The following is a 24,262-nucleotide window of genomic DNA, read 5'->3' on the forward strand; positions in this document are numbered from 1 at the left end:
TTTTAAGCTTTAACATCGAGTTCAATATTAATTGAAGTACCTGGTTGATCAGTACGGGATACAATTTCCATTTTTCCGTTTAAGTAAGCCACACGGCTTTTTATGTTATTAAGGCCGATCCCCGCTTTTTCCTTTTGCTGGTCGGCATCAAATCCTCTACCGTCATCATCGAGGGTAATAAAAAATATATTTTTTTGCTGGGTACATTGTAATAGTACGTTCCGGGCCTGCGCATGTTTTACTACATTGGTTAGGAGTTCCTGTATAATGCGGTAAATGGACACCTGTATTTGTTGGGGAATGGTACTTTTAATGTTAATGAGCTGACAATCAATTTCCAGGTTATCGGATGTAAGCGATTCGCAGAGATCTTTAAGTGCGGCTTCCAAACCAATATTAAGGAGCATTTCGGGCATCATGTCGTGCGCAATACGTCGCAGTTCTCTTATAGAATGATCAAGCTGATAGGCAATTTCATTAAGTTCTATAGCTGGTTTTTCTTTTATCAGTTGTCCGAGGTTAAATTTTATTACGGTAAGTAAATTGCCCAAACCATCGTGCAGATCTCTAGCTACGCGGTAACGTTCGGTTTCCTGGCCCTGAAGCATGGCATTGCTCAGCCTAATTTCTTCCCGCTGTGTAGCAAGTTTTTTCTGGTTGTGGTAATAATAAACTGCAAAAATGGATACAGATAAAATTAACAGGCTCACTACGCCCAATAACCAGTTTAACAGGCGGCTATTTTTAGCTGATAAGTTGGCTTTCTGGTTGGCCAGATTCAGGTCAGCAATTTTTTTCTGATTCTCGGAAGCCTTGAACTTGATCTCCAGCGCATTTACTTCTTCTTTTAGCCTGATGTTATTGGCACTGTCTCTCAAAAGTGTATATTTCTTTAACCACTTAAAAGCCTCAGGTAAATTTTCAAGCAATTCGTAAGATTCAGCAGCTTGCTTATAATGGGTAACCTTATTTTCGATATAAGTGTTGCTGTCACTTTTTATGATTTCTAAAATCACATTTTTACCTGCTTCATAGTTCTGCTGTGCATTAAGTATGTTATATTTTTGGATCAAGAGGTCGTTCCGTTCTTTAACAAGTTTTAATCTTGTTGCGCTTTCCAATCCTTTATTTAATGCTTTGAGCGATTTATCGTATTGTTTCAGCATTAAGAAATAATAACTTTCAAATCCACAGAAATACGCGTAAGAAGGAGTTTCGGTATGGTTTTTAAACAGTAGCCTGGCTTTTTCGATTGTCGCTTTGGCTTCGTTAAATTTATTTCTCAACATGCTGTTTCTTGCGCTGTTGTTATAAGCCCTGGCCAAACGCACTGTGTCTGTTTTAATGTGTTCCAGTATACTAATGCTTTTTTTGAAATAAATGGATGCTTTTTCGGTTTGCGCCACCAAGTCCATGAAAACGGCAACAGCATGGTAGGCCACACCCTCCATTGCTAGATCGCCTGATGCCCTTGCCAAGGGAATTACCTTATTTAATAAAATGTCTATTGATTGCTGCTGTTTGTTTTCCCTCGATAAGAGAATTGAATAATTATTCCAGAGTTTGGCCCTTAAAAGATTGCATTCTTTGGTTTTGGTAAGGGCAAAAATATGATCGGCCTTTAATAAAAAATTTTTGGCAACCGCAGCATCCTTATCCTGGTATGTCGAATTTATGCCTGCAGTATATAGGTATAAAGCATACAGGTAGCGCGAGGTTTTACTGTGTTTTCTTCCTTCGGCCAGGTAATAATTTGCTTTTTTAGTATCTCGCTGCTTAATCCAGTGTCGGGATAAGGCGAAATTTGCTATAGCACTTACACTATCTGTACCTGCATGTTTGACCACATATTGTAAACTATCGGAATAACGTTTATCGGTTTCAAGAAGCTGGGCAAACGCAGTTTGGTAACTAAAGAATAATAAACAGAGTATTGATAACCTTCTCATTAAAATATAACATTGGTTTATTGTTTAAGAAGAAAAAGCACGGATGCATTAACTACAATAAATTTATGCTAAAAAACACACAACGTATAGCTATTTATAGCTATATAAAAAAAACGGCGATTTGTAGCTAAATGCGCCTGTTTGTTGATGGTAATTTTGATCACCCCTCTACAGGACATTGCTTAATGGGCATGTCAAAAACACACGCAAATCACAAACCCGCTTAATTCTAGGGCAATATAATCTTATATAGCTATAAGTAGCTATACACAAAAAGGCTGTTTACAGCTATATATTAACATTCTTATTGGCTGTAATTTAGATTTTAAATTAATTTATGCTCGGGCAAGCCAAAACCACAAATTTAAGTGGGTTAAGGGGGGGGACCAATTAGCAAATGTTAAAACAGGCTGTACAGCTAAATAACCTTCCTACTAACAGTAGCAAAGTGTAAAATTATTTAAGATATGCGTTTTTTGCCGCTAATAGGATTTCTATGTGCTAATTTTTATTATCAATCTATTTATACAACAATTAAAAAAAATGAAAAAACACTTACAGCTTACCGCATTATTTATTCTTGTAGCGTTAACCGGAATGGCCCAGTCTAAATCTGGCTCATTTAGTAAAGGCGATAACCTCTTTAACATCGGAGTAGGTATTGGTAGCCCGTTTTTTGGTTCTGGTTATACCTCATCGTTACCCGTTAATCCATCAATTAGTTACGAAAGGGGAGTCTCTGATGCAATTAGTGTAGGTGGGCAGTTATCGTATGCAAGTTCTAAATATGAAGGCTTTAATAATAGTTATAGTTTTAAGCAAAATGCTATTTACATAGGCGCAAGAGGTTCTTATCATTTTAATGAACTTCTTAATGTTGATCCTAAATTTGACCTTTATGGCGGAGCAAGCCTTGGTTACGTTACCGTTAGTGTAAGTGATAATCAGGGGTCTTACGAGGGTACAGCTAGTGGTATGGGCTTTGGTTTATATGCAGGAGGTAAATATTATTTAAAATCAAGTACCGCCCTATATGCCGAATTAGGCTATCAAAGTCTCTCGTTTTTAAACGTCGGAATTGCTTTTAAATTTTAAATACGGAAGCTTTTGTTTGTTGAGTTAATGTGATGGCTGGTAGCAATACCAGCCATTTTTATTAACAAAATTCATGTTTAGCTGGTAGGAGATGTTCATCAGGGAAAAGAATTTATGCTGCCAAAGGAATTAATTTAGTTCTTGAAAATTAGCTAGATTAGTGGAAAGCAATTGAATCTATTATGGTAAAAAAAGGATTATGGATTTTATTGGCAATCTTGGCAATGCTGATTGGACTTTATCCAACGATTTACTTTTTTATGGATAGAAAATTTGGATTGCTAAATTCAAAGTCGGTTGAGTTGTTGACCAATATTTTTTGGAACATTGGTTTTTATACGCATATCATTTTCGGAGGAATCGCTTTATCGATCGGTTGGACACAATTTAGTCCAAAAATGAGAAAGAGACGCATGGCATTACACCGAAAACTGGGTAAAGTTTATGTTGTTGCCGTGCTGCTTAGTGCATTAGCGGGTATTTATATTGGCCTTTTTGCAACAGGTGGCATAATTTCTTCAACAGGCTTTATATGCTTGGGCATCATTTGGTTTTACACTACCTTAAAGGCTTATTTATACATTAAACGCGGAGAAGTTGAACAACATCAAAAAATGATGGTATATAGTTATGCAGCTTGTTTTGCAGCGGTTACATTAAGGATTTGGTTACCAATTTTGACCATAATTTATGGCGATTTTTTAAAAGCCTACCTGGTTGTTGCCTGGTTATGCTGGGTTCCAAATTTGATTGTTGCTTATTTGTTAACAAGAAAAACAGCTAATATTGATTCAGTTAGTCAATAGTTCATTTGTAACTGGTTCATGGTTGATCGCTTATGTGGTTTAGCGTTGATAGTATAATTGGTTAATTAAGGCAAAACGTCAAAGCCTTAGCTCAAATTATCTATTTTGTTTATTGAGCCGAATCAAAAATTTTATAGTCTTAAAGTAAAATGTTTTTATGCTCATCAACTTATAGATGTTTGAACTTTGTGGGATTATCCTGTTTGGCTTCAGTAATGAAGCATTGTTTATAGGGATGGATTAATAAGCTATGTGCCGATGGCTATGATTGCAAGACTATTGCCTAATCTACTTTCAGCTTTCCGCCTTTTTTCCCTACATTTGGCTAATCAAAATTCTCAAAAAAATATGCAATACGATGTCGTTGTTATCGGTTCAGGGCCGGGCGGTTATGTAGGCGCAATCCGTTGTGCTCAGTTAGGTTTAAAAACTGCAGTTGTCGAAAAATATAAAACTTTTGGAGGTACTTGCTTAAACGTAGGTTGTATCCCATCTAAGGCTTTATTAGATTCTTCAGAGCATTTTCACAACGCAGCTCACACATTCACTACTCACGGTATCAACTTGAAAGATTTAAAGGTTGATATGAAACAAATGATTGCCCGTAAAGACGATGTTGTTGCCCAAAATACTGCCGGTATCACTTATTTGTTCAAAAAAAATAAAATCGATTCTTTCGAGGGTGTTGGTTCCTTTGTTGATAAAAACACCATTCTGGTTACTAAAGCAGATGGCACTACAGAAACGTTATCAGCTAAAAATGTAATCATTGCTACAGGTTCTAAACCAACAGCTTTGCCATTTTTACCAATCGATAAAAAACGCATTATTACCTCAACTGAGGCTTTAAATATTAAAGAAGTACCAAAAACGATGGTCGTAATTGGTGGTGGTGTAATTGGTCTAGAGTTAGGCTCGGTATACGCCCGTTTGGGTACAAAAGTATCTGTTGTTGAGTTTTTACCATCTATCATCGGTACTATGGATGCTGGTTTGGGTAAAGAACTTCAACGGGTGTTAAAGAAAACCCTGGGCATGGAGTTTTACATGGGGCACAAAGTTACCGGTGCTACCACAAAAGGTAAAACCGTAACCGTTACAGCTGATACACCTAAAGGTGAATCCATTTCTTTAGAAGCCGATTATTGTATTGTTGCTGTTGGTCGTACGGCTTATAGCGAAGGTTTAGGTTTAGATAAAATCGGTATCACTGTTGAAGAAAGAGGCAAAAAAATTCCGGTTAATGAGCATTTAGAAACTTCTGTTAAAGGTGTTTATGCCATTGGCGATGTAATTACCGGTGCTATGTTGGCACACAAGGCAGAAGATGAAGGTACATACGTTGCCGAAACCATTGCAGGTCAGAAACCACATATCAATTATAACTTAATCCCAGGTGTGGTTTATACTTGGCCAGAGGTTGCTTCTGTAGGTTTAACCGAAGAGCAATTAAAAGAAAAAGGTATTAAATATAAAGCAGGTTCATTCCCTTTCAAAGCCAGTGGACGCGCGAAAGCGAGTATGGATACCGATGGTTTCATTAAAGTTTTGGCCGATGCCGCAACCGATGAGGTTTTAGGCGTGCACATGATTGGCCCACGTGCTGCAGACATGATTGCTGAAGCCGTTATTGCAATGGAATTCCGTGCATCTGCAGAAGATATTGCACGTACCTGCCATGCGCATCCAACTTATACTGAAGCATTAAAAGAAGCTGCACTTGCTGCAACTGATAACAGAGCAATACATATTTAAAAATAGTTTTTAATCACGAGGCGTCATACTGAACTTGTTTCAGTCTCTGTTTAATGAATGATAGAAAAATCCCGGTATTATATCGGGATTTTTTGTTTTAGTTATTTTTTCATCGTGTTGGAAGATATGGTAAATGTTTTGGTTTTAAAATCTTTTGGGCATGCCCCAAGCTGCGCAAAACCCAGCGCAAATAAGAGGTTGTTTACTTTTCGCTTTGGTCTTTCCGCTTTAATCGTTCTTCATAATTCCTTAATAAAATGATAACATCGGGCGACTGAAAAACAGCGTTTTAGCTATTTATTTTTGCGGTTCAGATATTAAAACCATGAACTGTAAAAAACTATTTGGTGCAATTCTTATTGCGTCGTTGGCAATTGTTGCCTGTAAAAAAGATTCAACTGATGATCCGATTGTAGATCCTCCAATCGAAGCCATTGTTCCTGAAAAAATCGACAGCTTTAAAGAAACCGCCTCTATTGATTTAGGTGGAGAATTTGCTTCGGAGATTTCTGCATACGATCCCTTAACCAAACAATTATTTGTAGTGAGCAACGATGGAGGAACCAAGGTTGATGTTGTAGATATGAGTAAGTACCCAACAGTTACCAAGTTAAAAACCTTATTGTATCCCAATAATGCAGGCATTAACAGCGTGGCTGTGAGCAATGGTTTATTGGCAATAGCCCTGGATGGCTCAGATAAACAAGGGAATGGCGATGTTATAGTATTAAAAACATCAACACTAGAAGAAGTGAAAAAAATTACTGTAGGTGCCATGCCCGATATGGTAACTTTTAGTCCCGATGGAAATTACATTTTATCTGCCAACGAAGGTGAGCCAAACCTGGCATATACGGTTGATCCTAAAGGCACCATTTCTATCATTAATATCAAAGATAACTATTCGGTAAAAACCCTTGATTTCTCGGCTTTCGAATCACAAAAAGCTACATTACTGGCGGGTGGTTTCAGGATTTATGGTTACAATGCCAGTTTTACCCAGGATATCGAACCGGAATACATTGCGGTAAGCAGCGATTCAAAAAAGGCTTATGTTACCTTACAGGAAAACAACGGTGTTGCTGAAGTTGATATCTTGTCAGGAACCATTACGAAGATTATTCCACTAGGCACAAGGGATATAAGCCTGGCTGAAAATGCTTTCGATGTTAGCGATAAAGACAGTAAAAAAGTATTGGGTACATGGCCAATCAAGGCTTATTACCTGCCAGATGCAATCTCTTATTTTACTGCCAATGGTACGGCTTATCTGGCACTGGCAAATGAAGGCGATACCCGCCAGGACTATACACCAAAAGAAGCGAAAGAAGAAGTACGCGTAAAAGATCTTGTTTTAGATCCGGCTAAGTTTCCTAATGCTGCAACCCTGCAGTTAGATGCAAATTTGGGAAGGCTTACGGTAACCAATACAGCTGGTTTTACTATGGTTGGTACAAACAAAGTATATCAGGAATTATTTTCAACAGGAGGAAGATGTGTGAGTATTCTTAATGCAAATACGGGAGCTTTGGTAGCCAACATCGGTAAAGATCTTGAGCAACACATAATAGACGCTGGTAAATATGATGATGATCGCTCGGATAATAAAGGCGTAGAAGTAGAAAGCGTAACTGTTGCACAGGTAAACGGGCAAACCCTGGCTTTTATTGGTATGGAACGTGCTGATGCAATTGCCATTTATGATGTGACCAATCCGGCAGCACCAAAATTTGTTCAGTTATTCTCTACCGGCGATGCACCCGAGGGCTTGATGTTTGTTAAGCCAAAAGACAGTCCGAATGGAAGAAGTTTATTAATTGTATCAAACGAGGCAGATGGTACCGTTCGGTTCTATCAGCCCGATAAAATATAGACGCTATCCCCTTATTAATTATTATGTTTTAGCCCCGATGTAAAATCGGGGTTTTTGTTTTTAGAGTCGTCAACTTAACAGCGAAAGGCGTATTAAAGTTGACAACTCTTCGCATATATAATTCATTTCTATAAACGAAGAATAAAAACTAAGTCCTATATTGCAAACAATATAAAACTTTAGGGGTGCCTTCAAATCAGTTGGCTGAGAATATACCCTTTTTGAGGTTAAAGCTAGAACGTAAAAAGGTAGAGGGTAATTCCTTCAGCCTTAAATTCCTCCAGCCATCAACCTCAAATGAACCTGATCCGGATCATGCCGGCGTAGGAAATTAGTTTGTCTGCGAAAAAAATGCGTAAAATGCATGCTGCATTTGAAGACTCCTGAAGTTGTAGAACAAAATGAAGTCTTTAGCAATGAATTATATTAATGTATTAACAATAGCCGGCTCAGATAGTGGCGGTGGTGCAGGCATTCAGGCCGATTTAAAAACCTTTTCTGCCTTGGGCTGTTTTGGTACATCGGTAATCACAGCGGTAACAGCACAGAATACATTGGGAGTGCGCTCAGTGCATGGTATTCCCGCCGAAATAATCAAAGATCAGTTACAAGCGGTACTGGATGATATAGCGCCAGTAGCCATTAAAATCGGAATGCTTAACCAGGCAAAAGTAGTTGGTATCATTGAAACAGAACTTAAGAATTACTCACCGGAAGTACCTGTTATTTTAGATCCCGTTATGATAGCTACCAGTGGCCATAAATTAATAGCGCCTGATACTGTTGAGCAATTAATTAACAAATTGTTTCCATTAGTAAGCCTGGTTACTCCGAATATTGATGAAGCTGTTATCCTTGCCGAACAACCCATTCATCACCTCGATGATATGATTGCTGCGGGTAAGAAAATTATAAAAAAAGGGGCAAAGGCTGTTTTAATAAAAGGAGGACATTTAATAGGGCCAAAGATTTACGATGTTTTTATTTTTGGAAACGATGCCCCTGTTATATTAGAAAGTGCTTTTATTGCTTCTAAAAATCTACATGGAACAGGTTGCACACTTTCATCAGCTATTGCCGCCGAAATGGCTAAAGGCAAGACGCTGCTGGCCGCAATTAAAGAGGCTAAAAACTACATTAGCCAGGCCTTACAAGCTGGTAGCGAAGTAAAAACAGGCGAAGGCAATGGACCACTAAACCACTTTTTCGAACCTTTAAAATTAATTATCAAATGAAGTGGAGCACGGAAGCCTGGGAACGGGTTAAACCTATTTATAACAAAATTTTAATCATGCCTTTTAATACGGAGCTAAGCAATGGCACCTTACCAAAAGAAAAATTTATCTTCTATTTAGCGCAGGATGCCTATTACCTTTTAGAATTTGGGCGGACGCTAAGCACCATTAGTGGCCGTATGCAAGATGCAGATTTGGTGATGGCTTTTGCCGGATTTTCTACAGGTGCCATTTTTGCCGAGCGTAGTTTGCACGAAAGTTACTTTGTAGAATTTGGTTTACCCAACAAAGTGCAGCCCACTCCATCTACACTTTTGTATACCAATTATATTCTTAGTCAGGCTGTGTACGCCAATGTAGAAATAGCAGTAGCAGCTGTTTTGCCATGCTTTTGGATCTATAAGGCAGTGGGCGATCATATTTTTGAACAGCAAAATGCCAACCAGAATCCTTACAAAAGATGGATCGATATGTATGCAGGAATCGAATTTGCTGCTGCAGTAGAAAAAGCAATTGATATTACAAATCAACTGGCAACGCAGGCTAATGCAGCAACCCGGCAAAAAATGCTGGATGTTTTTGAAATGGCAACCCGTTTAGAATGGATGTTCTGGGATAGCGCTTATGAATTGGAAAAATGGAAAATCTAATATTTTAACCGGATGTGTAGCATTTTTTTTATAAAATGTTAAAAATTTGTCGGTATTTCCAATAGATTTAAAGAACTTTGTAGTTCTATAATTTAAAACATCACTTTGGAAGAAAGCACGCAAGAACAGGAAATTTTAAGTAAACAAGAAGATAAACCTGTATTAGCACAAAGCTCTCCAAAACAAGTACGTTTAGCCATATCTGCCTTTTACTTTATGCAAGGGGTCTGTTTTGCAAGTTGGGCCAGTAGAATTCCAACTTTTAAAGCTTCAATGGGCTTAAATGATGCAGAATTAGGTTCTATACTTTTTGCATTACCTGCAGGACAGATTATAACAATGTTTTTTTCTGCAAAACTAACGACACATTTTGGTAGTAAGAAAATGTTAAGGGCAACTGCGCCGCTTTATGCAATTGCGTTAACTTTTTTAGCGTTAGCCACTGCAGGCTGGCAATTAGCCGCTTTTTTGGTTTTATTTGGCATTACAGGTAATCTTTGTAACATTGCCTTAAATACACAGGGGGTTGCTGGCGAAAACTATTATGGCAAACCCATTATGAGTTCTTTTCACGGAGCCTGGAGTATCGGAAATTTAACAGGTGCATTAATTGCGCTTGGTTTGGTTAACTTAAAATTGGGCATGTATGCTCATTTTTGGATTATTGCCCTAATATCTTTAACCAATGTTGCACTTAACTGGAAAAAGTTGCTAAACTATAATAAACCAGATACCGTGCTCGAGAAAACGAAGTTTTTTACTATGCCACAAGGTATTTTGGTGCTGTTGGGCGTTATCGCATTTTGTAGTATGGCCACCGAGGGCACCATGTTCGATTGGAGTGCCATTTATTTCGAGGATGTTGTAAAATTGCCTCACAATAAAGCAATTATTGGTTATGCCTCCTTTATGTTTATGATGGCAAGCGGAAGATTTTTAGGGGTTTTCCTGATCGGTAAATTCGGGCGGAAAAATCTTTTGCAAATTAGTGGTGCCATTATATCGATAGGTATGGCGCTTGCCGTAATATTCCCGGATATTATTATCGCCATTTTTGGCTTTATGCTTATTGGTCTCGGCGTTTCGAGTATTGTACCAATGGTATATAGCATTGCTGGTAACAATAAAAAAGTGCCTGCGGGTAAAGCCATAACCATGGTTTCGAGTATAGGTTATTTTGCCTTTTTGTTTGGCCCTCCATTAATCGGTTATGTTTCACAGCTATCCAGTCTTCGCTATTCTTTCGGTATCATTTCAGTTTTTGGCCTGCTGATTACTTTTTTGGTCACGAAAATAAAGGCTATAAATTAGATGTAAAGCCTGCAGTGCAGGGAGGACTTGAAATGAAAAGCGGGCAGGAGATTTCCAAGAACTATAGGCCAATTATTTCCTAGTTTTAAAACCCAATTTTCATTTGGAGCGCAATACCTGTAGAAAACACAAAGCTTCTTCCCGTTTTTCGCTTATACGCTTCGCTGCCTCGTACCTCGTTGCTGCAGGGTAACGCTTCAACCGGGGCTAGGTGGCTACGGCAGTATTCCATTTGTGGGGTTGCAGGGCACTCAAACTCTTGTTTCTAAACCCGTATTGCAATGTAAAGCCTGCAGTGCAGCGAGGACTAGAAATGAAAAGCGGGGCAGGAGACTTTCAAGAACTACAGGCCAATTATTTCCGAATTATCAAACAGTAATATCTTTAGAACGCCACGCCAAAGAGATTATAAAAAAATGCTTAATTCGCTATTCTTTCTTCACCAATCCGTGTTCTTTTAGGGCTGCAACCGCGAGCTCGATCAACCTTAAATTTTCTTGAAGATGTCCGTGTTGCACTTCTACATTGATATAAGGAATATTATTTTGCAGGGCATAAACCGAAAGGGAGCCATCATTGGAGACAAATTTAGATTGAAGAATTACATTCACATTTGCCTTTTTTAAACTACTGAATAATCTCGGCTCGGTTACGTAAATAAGATCGTCTCCGTCCATTTGGAAGTTGATGTAAACCGAATCGGCGGTGCTGGCTAAATCGTAACCTGGTAAATAAGATGAAATACCAAAGCCACCATCGGCATTGTTATGGAGAGTTAAAAAATAACCTGTAGCTTTTGGGTCGTAAAAATCAACAATTTGCTTTCCAGCGTTTAAAATGGCTTTTTCAACTTCGTTAGTGCTGAACCGGTTTTTTTTTAACCTTGTATTTACACCTACTTCGGTATAAATGGCATTTGGGTCTATACGATATTGATCATCCATATAGGTGAAATTATAATCCCTCACCGCTCCATATTGACTGTCGATCAGTTCGCCGCCGTTCCAGCGGATATAATCAAAACCAGCCTTTACGCCAGTGTCTTCATTATCGTGCACCACTAAAAACTTTACGCCATTGGGCTTATAGCTGTATTTTACCAAGGTGATATCCAGATTACAGAGTTTAACGAAACTCGAGTCGGTACGCATTGCCGCAAAAACAGGTGGATGTTGGGCTTTTACAAGGAGTGTAGAACAGATTAGGAACAGGCTAAGAATGATTTTGAACATAATGCCTAATATACAATGTTGTGCCATCATTTGTTTGGAGACAATATTGTATAATTATCTGCGCAGTGAATAGCGATGCCCCTTTTCTGGGAAATGATACAGAATAGTTCATGGGAAAGCGAGCCACGCCAGCGTTACGTTTGAAATTCCACAAAAAAGCCCCGATTTGGGGTCGGGGCTAAATTGATTGTTAATCTGGATGTTGATTAATGTCCGTGATCTAAGTCGTATTCGTTTACATCTTTATGGTCGTATGGTTCAACCATTAACTCATCGATAGTTTTTCCTTTTTTGTTGAAGCCAAGACGCTCTAACATTCTATCGAATATTAAGTATACCACCGGTACAACAATTAAAGTTAAAAACAACGAACTGGTTAATCCACCTACAATAACCCATGCCAAACCATTTTTCCATTCGGCACCTGCACCGCTTGCCAATGCAATTGGAAGCATACCAAATACCATGGCGATAGTTGTCATTAAGATTGGTCGTAAACGTGCATGGTTGGCCAGTACGAGTGCTTCTTTGGTCTCTTTACCTTCAGCCTTTAGGTGGTTGGTAAAATCGACCAGGATAATTGCATTTTTCGCTACCAGACCCATTAACATAATTAAACCTAAAATAGTAAAGATACCTATTGAATTGTTGGTTAAGGCCAAGGCTAACAATGCTCCGATTACCGCCAGAGGGAGCGAGAACATTACTACCAATGGGTAGATAAAACTATCGTAAAGGGCAACCATAATCAGGTAAACCAAAATAATCGAAGCCAATAAAGCGATACCTAAAGTGCCAAAACCTTCGCTCTGGTTCTCCTGATCACCCGCCCAGCTATAACTTACGCCAATTGGTGCTTTGAGCTTGCCATTTTTTTGCATCTCTTCCAATTTTGACTGGAATTCGGCAACCACCGTTCCGGTTGGTCTACCTATTGACTGTGCTTTAACCGATACTGAAGTAGATTTATTTAAACGCTCTAACTGACTTGGACCTGAACCTTCTGTAATGGTTGCAAATTGTGATAATTTGATCTGTTTGCCATCGTTATTTACAAAAATCAGGTTACGTACGTCATCAATATTCTGGCGGTTGAAGTTTTGGTACTGGATATTGATATCGTACTCATACTCCCCTTTACGGTATTTACCATCAGTATTACCCGCAAAAGCAGTCTGCATGGTAGAACCTACAGTTTGTAAAGTTAGCCCAACTGCCGACATCTTATCACGGTCTACCTGAACGTTAATCTCAGGCGTTCCTTTTTCTACTGATAATTTAATCTCTGTAGCACCAGGAATAGCGGCAAGCACTTTCTGCGCACCCTCGGCATATTTCAAGGCGCTATCTAAATCAGAACCCATTACCACCAACTGGATCGGTGCATTTTCTGCAATACCCAAAATACTGATTGGAACGGTTTTTACTTTTGCACCAATTAATTCTTTAGCCAGTGCACGGCTCATTTTTGTTGCGAAAATATCTGAAGAAACTCCTTTACGCTGATCGCGTTCAACAAGCTTAACGTTAATCTCCGATTTATATGCTGTAGCCTGTGTACCACCAAAGTCGCCGGTTGATTGACCAACAGTAGTAATTAACTGCGTAATTTCTGGTTGTTTATCTAAGAAAGCTTCTGCTTTTTGCGTTAAGAAGTTGGTTTGTTCTAAAGAAGCATCTTTTGGTAACTCTAACTGCACCAGGAACTCCCCTTTATCTGATTTAGGGAAGAACTCAGAACCGATAAAACCGCCTACCAATAAACCGCATGAGCTAAAGAACATCACCACAACAATAATTAATGTTAAGGCTTTGTGGTTTAACGACCATGTTAAAATGCTGGTAATCCAAAGTGTAAATTTCTTTAACTGTTTTTCGAACCAGAGAATGAAACGGCCAAAAAGGTTTTTACCTTCAATACGTTCTAACTTGCCAAAACGAGAGAAGATAAGTGGTACAATGGTAAATGAAGCTACTAATGAAAGTAACGTTGCAATAATTACCACAATACAGAACTGACGTAGGATGTTTGAAACTAAACCCGTACTTACGGCAATTGGGAAGAACACCACTACAATTACGAAAGTGATGGATACTACTGTAAAACCAATCTCACGTGTTGCATCAGATGCTGCACGCACTTTGTTTTTACCCATTTCCATGTGTCGTTGGATATTTTCCAGTACCACAATTGCATCATCTACCAGGATACCTACCACGAGTGATAGTCCCAAAAGTGACATTAAGTTTAAGGTAAAGCCGAATAAGCTGATCCCGATAAACGTAGCGATTAATGAAACCGGAATCGATACCATTACAATGATCGCATTACGCAAACTGTGCAAGAAGAAAAGCATTACGAAAGCCACCAGGATAACCGCCAGGATTAAATCGTGGATAACCGCATCAGCAGACTCTAAAGTAAAGATTGAGCTATCATTTACAATTCTGATGTCTAATTTATTTGCTGCGTATTCAGTTTTAAGTTTAGCAATAATGGCGTGTACACCTTTACTCACTTCTACCGCATTTGCATCACTTTGTTTAATAATCTGGATGGCAATAGATGCTTTACGATCGATACGTGCTAGTTTTTCAGTTTCTTTTTGCGAATCCTGAACGTCGGCAACGTCACCTAAACGGATCTGTGCACCATCTTTAGTAGTTGTTAAAACCAGGTTTCTTAATTCTTCCATACTTCTGTATTTACCCGATAAACGGATCAATACATCTTGGTTTTGGGTTTTAACACTTCCCGTTGGGAAATCTAGGTTAGAACTCAAAATTAATTGCTGCACCTGTGGAACTGAAAGGTTGTAACCTTGTAGTTTATCCGCGATTAACGAAACCTGAATTTCGCGTTCCGAACCACCAACCAGGTTAACCTGAGCAATACCATTTACCCTCGAAATTACCGGGGCAATACGTTTATCAATCAAATCGTAAAAGGTAATATCATCCATATTGGCCGATGCCGACATGGTGATAACCGGTAAATCATCTAACGAGAATTTACTCAATGATGGCGTTTTAACATCTTCCGGTAATTGAGAAAGAATGGCGTTAACCTTTCTTTGTGCATCATTTAAGGAAATATCGATGTTTGCTGCATCGGTTAGGGTAATGGTAACTGTAGATAAACTCTCAAACGATACAGAGTTGATCTTTTTGATGTTTTCCATAGATGATACCGCATCCTCGATCTTTTTGGTTACGGTGTTTTCAACCTCGTTTGGTGAAGCACCAGGGTAAATGGTTGAAATAGATACTACGTTGTTAGAGAATTTTGGAAGTAATTCATAACCCAACGAAAAGTAACTTAGTAGCCCAAGCAAGGTAAGTGCGGTAAATACCACAATAACCAGCGAAGGCCTTTTTATAGATATGTCTGTTATCTTCATTTTAATTAGTATTGCGTTTAGCGATTGGCGTATCGCGTTTTTAAAGCCGAAAAATTCCTCTAACTTACTTTACGATACTAACGGCAGCGCCCTCAGTTAAGTTAATCTGTCCACTGGTGATTACAGTTTCACCTTCTTTTAAGCCATCAAGAATTTCAACATTATCTCCTAAAATACGGCCTGCTACAACGTTACGGGTTTTAGAAGTGTTGTTAGATTTATCCAATACGAAAACCTGATTGCTGCTCACACTTCCCACAAATGATGTACGTGGAATGAGGATGCTTGGTGCTTGTTTAGGAAACTTAAATATGGCAGTTCCGTACATACCGGCTTTTAAAGTGTTTTTGTGACTATTCTCAACTTCAATTTCAATTGGGAAGTTTAGGGTTGCATCAGCTTTGGCAGCGATGAAAGTTATCTTTCCAGAGAAGTTATCAGTTGGGAAAACCGAAGATTTGATTTCGATCTGATCGCCGATTTTAAGGTTGGCCACCTGTGATTCGTTCACGTTTACCTTCAATTTTAATTTAGAAACATCAACCAATTCAAATAACTGTGTACCCTGGGTGTTTACAAAAGCACCAACTTCGATGTATCTTTTGTTTACAATACCGTTAATTGGTGATTTAATGTTTGCATCGCTTAGTCTTCTTTGCGAAGCCTGTAAGCGCAATTTTGCATTTCTTGTAGCCAATTTTGCCTGATCTAACTGTTGTTGCGTAACGCCGCCAGTTTGGAATGAGCTTTGGTATCTGGCTTCATCTCTTACCGCATTCTGGTAGTTGGCCTCAGCAGTTTCCCGATCTGTATTGATGATTTCTGCATCAACACGCGCTAAAACCTGGCCTTTGCTTACGCGGTCACCTTCGTCAACATAAATGGCCGTAACGCGACCAGCATTTTCTGATAAGAAATTAAGTTCTTGTTTAGGAATAAAGTTTCCGTTTGCACTAAAATCTAAATTCACAGTTTTTCTCTCTACTTGAGCAACACGAACGGCAACAGCACCACCACCTTTAGCAATGAAAGCAGTTTTTTCTTCGTTCTTCTTTTTATTGTTGCTTAAAACATAAGCTATTGCGCCGAGGGCAACAACAATTACGATAATTATGATAATTACTCTTTTCATTTCTATTTAACTAGCGATTTAATATTTCCGTTTGATTTGATTAATTGTATTTCGGCTATTTTGTAATTCAATAAAGCCTGTGTATAACTGTTTTGTGCCGAGGTAAGTGCATTTTCGGTATCCAAAAGATCAGTTAACGAGGCCAGGCCGTTGTTATAGTTGTTTTGGGTACTTTTGTAGATTTCTTGCGCTAAATCGGCATTTTTACGTTGTGATTTAATGGTATTGATATTATTGCGCAATTGGATTTTTGCATTCTCATAAGCCAGGTTCAAAGCGTTTACAGATTCTTTTCTGCTTTCTCTTGCTTTCTTAATATCTACATCTGCCTGGCGGATTTTTGAACGTGTTAAAAACCCGTTAAAAATCGGCACCCTTAAAGTTAAGCCAATTGCCGATGCGCCATATCCAATAGCTGCAGCATTCGATTTTAAGAAATCGAAGCCATCGCTTTGGCTCGAGTAGGTATAATTACCCGTTAAAGCCAGTGATGGGTAATATTCAGCAACGTAAGATTTTCTCTGAAGTGATAAAAGTTTATCCTGGTTATCCAAAAGTTTAACTTCTGTTCTGTTGGTCAGATCGATAGAATCTGTAAATACAGGTAAAGTAGTCACTTCTGTTAATTCGGTAGCAGGTAAATTGATCGGTGTAGAAACCGGCATGCCCATCGAAAATTTCAACTGGTTTTCCAATTGGGTAATGGCATTGATTACCTGCTCGCGCTGGGTGTTCAGGTTGGTTAGGTTCACACTAATACGATCGACATCAATTTTTCTTGCCAAACCATTTTTATACTGGTTGCCCACAATTTTTTCAACCACCTTAACATTTTTAATGTTGGTGTCGATCACATTTAACTGTTGTCTGTTTACCAAAACCTGGTAGTAATTGTTGGCTACCAGCTCGATGATCTGCTCTTCTGTTAATTTTGAAGTAAGGCTGTAATATTCCTCACTTGATCTCGCAGCCTGTAAACCAGTAAAAACCTGTTGGTTAAATAACTGTTGTGAAAGTTGAACACCTGCTGTCGAATTCCAGTTCTGACCCAGTTTGATCGCCTGTGTTTGTCCGCCGAAATTTGCAACCAACTGGCCGATGATAGGGTTATAAGTTAAGCCTACGTTTCCAGTAAGCTGAGGTAAGGCCTGGGCCCTTACTTCTTCTACCTTATATCTTCCGCCTTCGATATCCAATTTCGCGTTTCGGATTTTGGTGTTGTTTTGGAGCGCAAAGGTTAGCGCATCTTTTAAGGTAACTTGCTGCTGAGCAACTACCAGTTGCGGTAAAACCGTACCGATTAGCAGTATGAGCATTAATTTTACCGTTTTTACTCTAAGCATAATGTATTGTTTTTTGTTTTTGGGTTCTTATCTATTTAAGTTTTTACCAAGCTAAAAGGTAATAAGGGTTCCTTTTGTGCTTTATATTTAGTCTGCACACCTTAAACCCCGCACAAATATGGTAGTGAGGTTTTTTTGCTTCAGTGTCATTCTATTAAATGCTTTTTTATCCGGGAAAAGATCTTTACCTGTTTCCATAATACACATAGTACAAAGACCCATCAAGCTCTCCAGATAAAGTTCTGCAACATGTGCAGTATCATCGTGCTCTATTTCTCCTTTTGCTTTTGCCTGACTGAAAATTTCTGCAAAGAATTCTTTTTCGGAGCCTTTAAGCGCATTTAACTTGCCTTTTATCACATCGTCGTTTAATAAGTCAGGAATACCTTCGTTAATTCTTAACATGTAATATTTTTGAAAAAAGGTATTTCTAACATCAATGGTGCTAAAAAGGATCTCTTCTAAGGGCTGATCGGGATTGTATTTCTTTTTGATCAACTCAAAGAAATCATTAAATACCCTTTCTATCACTCCAATAATTAAATGCTTCTTATCTGGGAAATAATAATAAAGCGATGGTTTGGAAACAGAAAGATCTTCTGCTATATCATTCATTGTGGTTTTACCAATACCAAAATGGATAAAGCGTTTTATAGCGCCATCAATAATTTGCTCTCTCTTTTTATCGGCTACAATCATTTTACTTTTCTACTTTCTGACTTTTTTAATATTTTAGTCAAAAATAGTGCTAAAAAATGATTTGTCATGAAAGGTTTTTTGAAAAGCGCATTAAGCTTACAATTTTATGACATAATTTTGGTTCTTGGTCTGTTTATATATCTTTACAAACCAATCATTTAGAGAATTTGTCCGTATTAATTAACATTTTAATTGTACTCTTTACCATTGTTTCCATGGAGTGTTTGTCGTGGTTTATACACAAGTATTTATTCCATGGCCCGCTGTGGTTTATGCATAAAAGCCACCACCAAAAGTCTAAATCCTTTTTCGAATGGAACGATTTGTTTGCGCTGCTCTTTGCCGCGCTCTCCCTGTATTTAATGTATATCGATCGGAACGGCTTTGGTTACCCGTTTTTTATTGGCTTAGGCATTTCCCTATATGGTATGGTTTATTTTGTAGTGCACGATTGGTTTGTACACCGTAGGTTTAAAACTTTTAAAAGCAATAATGCCTATTTGCAGGCGGTACGGAAAGCACATAAAATTCATCATAAAAACAGGAGCAGAGAAAAAGGTAAAGCCTTTGGATTGTTGTTTGTAAGGAAAAATTTAATAAAAAGTGATTAAGATATTTTTTAACTAATTAATTAGTTTTATATTTAATATTATAAATATAAAACCGATGAGAAAACTAATTCTTTGCCTTGCGCTACTTTTTGTAAGCTCGCTGCATGCCCAAACAATTAAATTCACAGTAGAGGGAATAGTTCAGAATCCCAAAAGTGCAAAATTCGCTTATCTGGTAAGTGATGCACCATTAGCAGGAAAAGCAGATTTGTTTTTGGTGAGGCCAATGGATGGCAATCATTTTCAACTATCAGCCACGTCCGACCTGGAGGGTAAACTTTTGCGAGAGGGTTTTATTTTTGTTGATGAACGTGGAGCTATTACTTTAGCTGAAGTAAAAGCCAAGATAAAACAGAAGGCTTGGTATGTGGGAGGCAGTGCTAACCTGAAAAGAATTTTTTTGGAAGATGTTAAATTGGATATTGAAAACCCATATAATTTGGCGTCTGCAAAGATAGTTAGTGGAGGGATTTATCTTCAGCAAACAAAGGATGCCACAAATGCATTAAAGGAGCGAAAGTTTTTAAATTTTATTAAGAAAAATGCCGATTCGCCAGTGGCACTTATTGAAGTCGGTAACCTTGTTCGGTATGCCAACATACCAGGTTTTTTTAAAGAGTTTGATTTTAGTTCGCCAGCAGAATTATACAGCGCGCTTTCAAGTCGGTTGCAACAGACTGATGAAGGAAAGGCAATTAAAAAGAAAATTGATGGGCCATTAAAAAAATAGGCTTATCAATCCTGTTTTATGCTTTACCTATTCTTGGCAGGATGCTTGCGCGCTTTTGTTAAACCTATAACTTATCATGAGAAAAATTTACCATGCATTTGCGCTTTTATCGCTAGTTGTCATTGCATCCTGCGGTAAAAAGACTGATAAAGATCGTGCTATTGCGCTAGTAGAAGCTAAATACGAAAACAGTAATCAGGATTTGAATTTTAATGGTTCAAAATTGGATAGCCTCTACAATATTTCTCCAGCAGCTTATGCTGCTAGCCTAAAAAGGGGAAATGAGCTGGATGATACTTTAGCTGCCTTAGAGAGCCAGATTGAGCAGTTGAATCAGGCGGAGTCAGATAGCATAGGGTTGATTAGTGCTAAATTAACAAAAGAAAGGTACCGCATTTTGGATCTTACGAAAACCAAACCTACTTTTATGGGATGGAAACTTTCTGAAGTAGTAGTTGAGGGAGGAAAATTGGATACTTTAAGTTTTAATTTCGATAAGGGAATTACCAAAATCGTTCCTTAACTATTTTTTATTTTACTTTTGCAGCATAATACAAAATCACTATGCTTCAAATTCAGGAAAATATTTCGCTAAAACCATACAACTCATTTGGTATAGATGTTAAGGCCAGTTATTTCGCTGAAATATTTTCTGAAGCAGATCTGGCCAGGTTGTTTAAAAACGAGATCGTAAAATCTCAGAAACTTTTAGTGATAGGCGGGGGGAGTAATGTGTTATTTACGCAGGACTATAATGGGCTAGTTGTTAAAATTAGCATTAAGGGAATTCAATCTAAAGTTATTGATGACAAAGTTTTGGTAACGGCCGGTGCTGGCGAAGTATGGAATGATTTTGTGAACTACTGCGTTGCGCATCATTTTGCGGGCGTAGAAAATTTAAGCCTCATCCCCGGAACGGTTGGTGCCTCGCCCATACAGAATATCGGTGCGTATGGGGTAGAACTGAAAGACGTTTTCGAAAGTTGTATCGCATTTGAGGTTAAAACCGGAAAAATGAAAACCTTTTCTTATAGCGATTGCCACTTTGGTTACCGCGAAAGTATTTTCAAAGGTGAGCTTAAGGGTAAGTATATCATTACATCGGTTACTTTTCGTTTATCAGCAGAAGCGAAAATTAATACCTCCTACGGTGCAATTGAAACGGAGCTGTTGAACAGGGGAATCGAAAACCCAAATATTGCCGATGTTTCATCTGCTGTGTCGCATATCCGGGTAAGTAAACTGCCAGATCCATCTACTATTGGTAATGCTGGAAGCTTCTTTAAGAATCCAGTGATTGAAAAACATGAATTTGCTGATATTGTGGCAAAATACCCCGATGTGGTACATTATCCTACTGCCGATAATAAAATTAAGTTAGCAGCAGGTTGGTTAATAGAGCAGTGTGGATGGAAGGGTAAGGTGGTTGGCCAAACAGGCACATGGAAAAACCAGGCTTTGGTTTTAGTTAATCACGGATATGCAACTGGCACGGAAGTGTATAATTTTTCTGAACAGATTATAGACAGTGTAAAGTCTACTTTTGGAGTCACTTTAGAAAGAGAAGTAAATATTCTGTGACGAAAGTTTGCTCTTAAGTAGTTGTACGCTTTTAACACCATGCCAGAAAATTTTGGTACTAAGTTTGTTTGGTTTTAAATGAATAAACAATAATTCATTTGTTTTTTATCTACCTAAAGCTAAATATCATGACAAAATTTGAATTCAATCATCTGGTTAATCATCACTCGGTATCGCTTAGATCTTATGCTTTAAATTTTACTAAAGACGCAGAAGACGCAAATGATTTGGTTCAAGATACCATGCTGAAAGCGATCACTTATTACAATAAGTTTAAAGAGGGTACGAATTTAAAAGGCTGGTTGTTTACCATCATGAAAAATACTTTCATTAACAACTATCGCCGACTGGTGAAAACGAATACTTTAATTACGCAGAGCGAGGATATTTCTTCTGCGAATCTTTCTTACAGTGCAACCAAAAATCAGGCAGAGAGTAAATTTGTGTTAGGCGATATTGATAAAGCATTATCTCAATTACCTGAAGAATATTATGTGCCGTTTATCCGCTATTTCGAAGGATACAAGTATCATGAAATTGCAGATATGTTAGCTATTCCGATTGGAACAGTAAAAACACGTATCCACGTAGCAAGAGGAATCCTTAAAAAATACTTAAAAACATATTCTAAAGAAATTGTAACGTCAGAAGTGATGTAAACATGATTCTCAAATCCCGTTGAAGAACATTTTAACTTGAAAGCTCTGGTATTACCAGGGCTTTTATTTTTTTAAATTTTATTTATAATTAGCATATCGATAATAGTTTCAGCTAATTTTAATAATAATGAATAGTATAGAACTTTGCTTTTAAGATGGTGAAGGTAGAAATATGGTAAAAGCAAAAGGCCTGAAAAAATCAGGCCTTATTTGCTTATCATATATTTGGTTAGTTGATTCTTATTTTTTCTTTCAACAATGTGCCTTCTCTCTTATTTCGAAACAAATACAAACCCCAAACGATTATGTGTTTTGAAGCTTTATTGCAGTATTTTTGTTTTGTGGTTATAAAGATAAGGGAAATTTTAAATTTGTCAAGCTTTTTTTAACTTTTTTTTTATTTCTTTTGCTACCACTTGCCCCGAGATGATTGCAGGTGGTACACCAGGCCCTGGAACGGTTAATTGTCCGGTGTATAAAAAATTTGTTACCTTACTTTTCATTTTAGGTTTTAAAAAAGCAGTTTGTTTCAGCGTGTTTGCTAAGCCATACGCATTTCCTTTAAAAGCGTGATAGTCTGTTACAAAATCATTCATGGCATAACTGCGCTTAAACAAAATGTGATCACCAATATCGTTTCCGGTTAAATCTTTGAACCTTTTAAGCAATAAATTAAAGTATTCTTCTCTTTTACTTTCGTTATCTGGTAAATCGGGAGCAACCGGAATTAAAAAGAAAAGATTTTCACAGCCTTCCGGTGCTACACTTTTATCTGTTATAGAAGGACAGCAGACATAAAATAGTGGTTTTGATGGCCATTGCGGATGGGTATAAATTTCTTTAGCATGCTGATCAAAATCTTCATCAAAGAATAAGTTATGGTGTAATAGATTGTTTAGCTTTTTATTTAACCCTACATAAAACAGTAGACAGGAAGGAGCCATGGTTCTTTTTTCCCAGTATTTTTCATTGTAATTGCGATAAGGTTTATCAAACAGATGTTGGTCGATATAATGATAATCTGCATTGCCCACTACAAAGTCGCTTTTAAAATTTCCATTTTTCGTAATGACGTACTCTGCCAGGTTATTTTTTACTTCAATTTTGGTTACTTCTGTGTCGAAAATAAATTTCACACCTTCGCTTTCAGCTAGGTGCTGCATAGCGGCCACAATTTTATGCATCCCGCCCATCGGGTACCAGGTGCCTAACACAAGGTCGGCGTAGTTCATCAAACTGTATAATGCAGGTGTATGCTGGGGAGTAGCACCTAAAAATAGGACCGGGAATTCCAAAAGTTTCCTTAACCGTTCATTTTTAAACAATTGGTGCACATGCTGCCGCATATTGCCCAGAAGTTGTAGTTTAATACCGCTAATGGCCAATCTCGGATCGAAATATTCCATTACGCTGTGTGAAGGTTTAAAAACATATTCGTTCATACCTACTTCGTACTTGTATTTGGCCTGTTCGAGAAAATGTTTTAGGTTTTTGCTACTTCCTGGTTCAAGTTTTTCAAATAAATCGTATAAGTCATCTAATGTTGCCGGGACATCAATAGTATCTTTTTTGCCAAAATAAATTCGGTAAGAAGGGTTTAACCTTTTCAGCGTGTAAAAATCAGAAGTAGTTTTACCAAATAGGTTGTAATAATTTTCAAATACATCGGGCATCCAGTACCAACTTGGACCCATATCAAAAAGAAAGCAGTCTTTTTGCCAGCTCCGTGCCCTGCCACCGGCCATTTCGTTTTTTTCGATAACTGTAACATCACAGCCATCTTTAGCCAATAAGGCTGCAGCAGCCAAACCCGCAAAACCAGCACCTATAATGGTAACCGTAGTTTTTTTCTCCATGGTGTAAATAAAGGAATTTTATTGCGTTTTGTTTTTGTTTTTTGCCATTCTGCGGTTGTCATTCTGAGCGCAGCGAAGGATCTTTCTTTTATTGGAAATGATCTTTGAGGACTTACTTTGATCAATAGCTTGGGGTCTGTATTTCTTCGTTTAGAGATCCTTCGCTGCGCTCAGGATGACAGTAAGGGCAAATGCTTTGTCATTCTGAACGGAGTGAAGAATCTTTCTTTTATTGGACATAATCTTTGAGGGCTTACTTTGATCAATAGCTTAAGTTCTGCATTTCTTCGGCTAGAGATTCTTCGGTGTGCTCAGGATTGACAGCGTAAGATGAAAGACTACAG

At 38.0% G+C, this 24,262-nt stretch carries 19 protein-coding genes; 12 read left to right on the forward strand and 7 right to left on the reverse strand.

All coding sequences use genetic code 11. The annotated features are described in order from the left end of the window. Positions 1 to 2: 2 nt before the first annotated feature. Complete coding sequence (locus HDC90_RS21320) at positions 3 to 1,949, reverse strand: sensor histidine kinase (RefSeq protein WP_184470022.1); 1,947 nt, start codon at positions 1,947 to 1,949, stop codon at positions 3 to 5. A 543-nt stretch (positions 1,950 to 2,492) separates the two neighbouring features. Between HDC90_RS21320 and HDC90_RS21325 the strand changes: the two genes are divergently transcribed. From HDC90_RS21325 to HDC90_RS21355, 7 genes are all read left to right on the forward strand, one after another. Further along, the gene (locus HDC90_RS21325; protein WP_167296390.1) at positions 2,493 to 3,044 is read left to right on the forward strand and encodes an outer membrane beta-barrel protein; all 552 of its coding nucleotides are present in this window, start codon (positions 2,493 to 2,495) and stop codon (positions 3,042 to 3,044) included. Between the two features lie 260 nt (positions 3,045 to 3,304). Next, complete coding sequence (locus HDC90_RS21330; protein ID WP_255497793.1) at positions 3,305 to 3,850, forward strand: DUF2306 domain-containing protein; 546 nt, start codon at positions 3,305 to 3,307, stop codon at positions 3,848 to 3,850. 348 nt (positions 3,851 to 4,198) lie between these two features. Then, a complete protein-coding gene (gene lpdA / locus HDC90_RS21335) occupies positions 4,199 to 5,605 on the forward strand; it encodes a dihydrolipoyl dehydrogenase (RefSeq protein ID WP_184470026.1) in 1,407 nt (468 codons plus the stop codon). A gap of 325 nt (positions 5,606 to 5,930) precedes the next feature. Further along, positions 5,931 to 7,478, forward strand: coding sequence for a choice-of-anchor I family protein (locus tag HDC90_RS21340; protein WP_184470028.1), 1,548 nt, complete (start codon positions 5,931 to 5,933; stop codon positions 7,476 to 7,478). A gap of 416 nt (positions 7,479 to 7,894) precedes the next feature. After that, entirely contained in the window at positions 7,895 to 8,713 is an 819-nt protein-coding gene (gene thiD, locus HDC90_RS21345; protein WP_221451921.1) for a bifunctional hydroxymethylpyrimidine kinase/phosphomethylpyrimidine kinase, read from the forward strand. After that, entirely contained in the window at positions 8,710 to 9,363 is a 654-nt protein-coding gene (locus HDC90_RS21350) for a TenA family protein (protein WP_184470032.1), read from the forward strand. Before thiD ends, HDC90_RS21350 begins: the two co-directional genes overlap by 4 nt. 105 nt (positions 9,364 to 9,468) lie before the next feature. Further along, positions 9,469 to 10,674 carry an MFS transporter gene (locus tag HDC90_RS21355; RefSeq protein WP_184470033.1) on the forward strand — a complete coding sequence of 402 codons (1,206 nt, stop codon included), beginning with the start codon at positions 9,469 to 9,471 and terminating at the stop codon, positions 10,672 to 10,674. Between the two features lie 428 nt (positions 10,675 to 11,102). Here HDC90_RS21355 and HDC90_RS21360 read toward each other — a convergent pair whose 3' ends face one another. From HDC90_RS21360 to HDC90_RS21380, 5 genes are all read right to left on the reverse strand, one after another. Then, a complete protein-coding gene (locus HDC90_RS21360) occupies positions 11,103 to 11,906 on the reverse strand; it encodes a hypothetical protein (RefSeq protein ID WP_184470035.1) in 804 nt (267 codons plus the stop codon). A gap of 206 nt (positions 11,907 to 12,112) precedes the next feature. Next, positions 12,113 to 15,307: an efflux RND transporter permease subunit gene (locus HDC90_RS21365; protein WP_184470037.1), complete on the reverse strand. Its 3,195-nt coding sequence runs from the start codon at positions 15,305 to 15,307 to the stop codon at positions 12,113 to 12,115. Positions 15,308 to 15,371: 64 nt separating this feature from the next. Further along, on the reverse strand, positions 15,372 to 16,439 hold the full coding sequence (locus tag HDC90_RS21370; protein ID WP_184470039.1) for an efflux RND transporter periplasmic adaptor subunit: 1,068 nt from the start codon (positions 16,437 to 16,439) through the stop codon (positions 15,372 to 15,374). 2 nt (positions 16,440 to 16,441) lie between these two features. After that, complete coding sequence (locus HDC90_RS21375) at positions 16,442 to 17,782, reverse strand: TolC family protein (protein ID WP_184470041.1); 1,341 nt, start codon at positions 17,780 to 17,782, stop codon at positions 16,442 to 16,444. An 87-nt stretch (positions 17,783 to 17,869) separates the two neighbouring features. Continuing rightward, complete coding sequence (locus tag HDC90_RS21380) at positions 17,870 to 18,481, reverse strand: TetR/AcrR family transcriptional regulator (RefSeq protein ID WP_184470043.1); 612 nt, start codon at positions 18,479 to 18,481, stop codon at positions 17,870 to 17,872. Between the two features lie 167 nt (positions 18,482 to 18,648). Here HDC90_RS21380 and HDC90_RS21385 point away from each other — a divergent pair, with 167 nt between their 5' ends. From HDC90_RS21385 to HDC90_RS21405, 5 genes are all read left to right on the forward strand, one after another. Continuing rightward, positions 18,649 to 19,092 carry a sterol desaturase family protein gene (locus HDC90_RS21385; RefSeq protein ID WP_184470045.1) on the forward strand — a complete coding sequence of 148 codons (444 nt, stop codon included), beginning with the start codon at positions 18,649 to 18,651 and terminating at the stop codon, positions 19,090 to 19,092. Positions 19,093 to 19,147: 55 nt separating this feature from the next. Next, positions 19,148 to 19,822, forward strand: coding sequence for a hypothetical protein (locus HDC90_RS21390; protein ID WP_184470047.1), 675 nt, complete (start codon positions 19,148 to 19,150; stop codon positions 19,820 to 19,822). A gap of 76 nt (positions 19,823 to 19,898) precedes the next feature. Beyond that, positions 19,899 to 20,345 (forward strand): hypothetical protein, encoded by a 447-nt coding sequence (locus HDC90_RS21395; protein ID WP_184470049.1) that lies wholly within the window; start codon positions 19,899 to 19,901, stop codon positions 20,343 to 20,345. 41 nt (positions 20,346 to 20,386) lie between these two features. Beyond that, entirely contained in the window at positions 20,387 to 21,403 is a 1,017-nt protein-coding gene (murB, locus tag HDC90_RS21400) for a UDP-N-acetylmuramate dehydrogenase (protein WP_184470051.1), read from the forward strand. A 128-nt stretch (positions 21,404 to 21,531) separates the two neighbouring features. Continuing rightward, on the forward strand, positions 21,532 to 22,062 hold the full coding sequence (locus HDC90_RS21405) for an RNA polymerase sigma factor (RefSeq protein ID WP_184470053.1): 531 nt from the start codon (positions 21,532 to 21,534) through the stop codon (positions 22,060 to 22,062). 374 nt (positions 22,063 to 22,436) lie between these two features. On the opposite strand, the gene HDC90_RS21410 is transcribed toward HDC90_RS21405, so the two are convergent. Next, entirely contained in the window at positions 22,437 to 23,918 is a 1,482-nt protein-coding gene (locus tag HDC90_RS21410; RefSeq protein WP_184470054.1) for an NAD(P)/FAD-dependent oxidoreductase, read from the reverse strand. Positions 23,919 to 24,262 lie beyond the last annotated feature (344 nt).

The organism is Pedobacter sp. AK013 (genome assembly GCF_014205835.1).
In the GTDB taxonomy this organism is placed as follows: domain Bacteria; phylum Bacteroidota; class Bacteroidia; order Sphingobacteriales; family Sphingobacteriaceae; genus Pedobacter.

Coding starts and splice junctions, on each gene's coding strand:
- HDC90_RS21320 (WP_184470022.1), bottom strand. CDS start 1,949: ATGAGAAGGTTATCAATACTCTGTTTATTATTCTTTAGTTACCAAACT.
- HDC90_RS21325 (WP_167296390.1), top strand. CDS start 2,493: ATGAAAAAACACTTACAGCTTACCGCATTATTTATTCTTGTAGCGTTA.
- HDC90_RS21330 (WP_255497793.1), top strand. CDS start 3,305: ATGGATAGAAAATTTGGATTGCTAAATTCAAAGTCGGTTGAGTTGTTG.
- lpdA (WP_184470026.1), top strand. CDS start 4,199: ATGCAATACGATGTCGTTGTTATCGGTTCAGGGCCGGGCGGTTATGTA.
- HDC90_RS21340 (WP_184470028.1), top strand. CDS start 5,931: ATGAACTGTAAAAAACTATTTGGTGCAATTCTTATTGCGTCGTTGGCA.
- thiD (WP_221451921.1), top strand. CDS start 7,895: ATGAATTATATTAATGTATTAACAATAGCCGGCTCAGATAGTGGCGGT.
- HDC90_RS21350 (WP_184470032.1), top strand. CDS start 8,710: ATGAAGTGGAGCACGGAAGCCTGGGAACGGGTTAAACCTATTTATAAC.
- HDC90_RS21360 (WP_184470035.1), bottom strand. CDS start 11,906: ATGTTCAAAATCATTCTTAGCCTGTTCCTAATCTGTTCTACACTCCTT.
- HDC90_RS21365 (WP_184470037.1), bottom strand. CDS start 15,307: ATGAAGATAACAGACATATCTATAAAAAGGCCTTCGCTGGTTATTGTG.
- HDC90_RS21370 (WP_184470039.1), bottom strand. CDS start 16,439: ATGAAAAGAGTAATTATCATAATTATCGTAATTGTTGTTGCCCTCGGC.
- HDC90_RS21375 (WP_184470041.1), bottom strand. CDS start 17,782: ATGCTTAGAGTAAAAACGGTAAAATTAATGCTCATACTGCTAATCGGT.
- HDC90_RS21380 (WP_184470043.1), bottom strand. CDS start 18,481: ATGATTGTAGCCGATAAAAAGAGAGAGCAAATTATTGATGGCGCTATA.
- HDC90_RS21390 (WP_184470047.1), top strand. CDS start 19,148: ATGAGAAAACTAATTCTTTGCCTTGCGCTACTTTTTGTAAGCTCGCTG.
- HDC90_RS21395 (WP_184470049.1), top strand. CDS start 19,899: ATGAGAAAAATTTACCATGCATTTGCGCTTTTATCGCTAGTTGTCATT.
- murB (WP_184470051.1), top strand. CDS start 20,387: ATGCTTCAAATTCAGGAAAATATTTCGCTAAAACCATACAACTCATTT.
- HDC90_RS21405 (WP_184470053.1), top strand. CDS start 21,532: ATGACAAAATTTGAATTCAATCATCTGGTTAATCATCACTCGGTATCG.
- HDC90_RS21410 (WP_184470054.1), bottom strand. CDS start 23,918: ATGGAGAAAAAAACTACGGTTACCATTATAGGTGCTGGTTTTGCGGGT.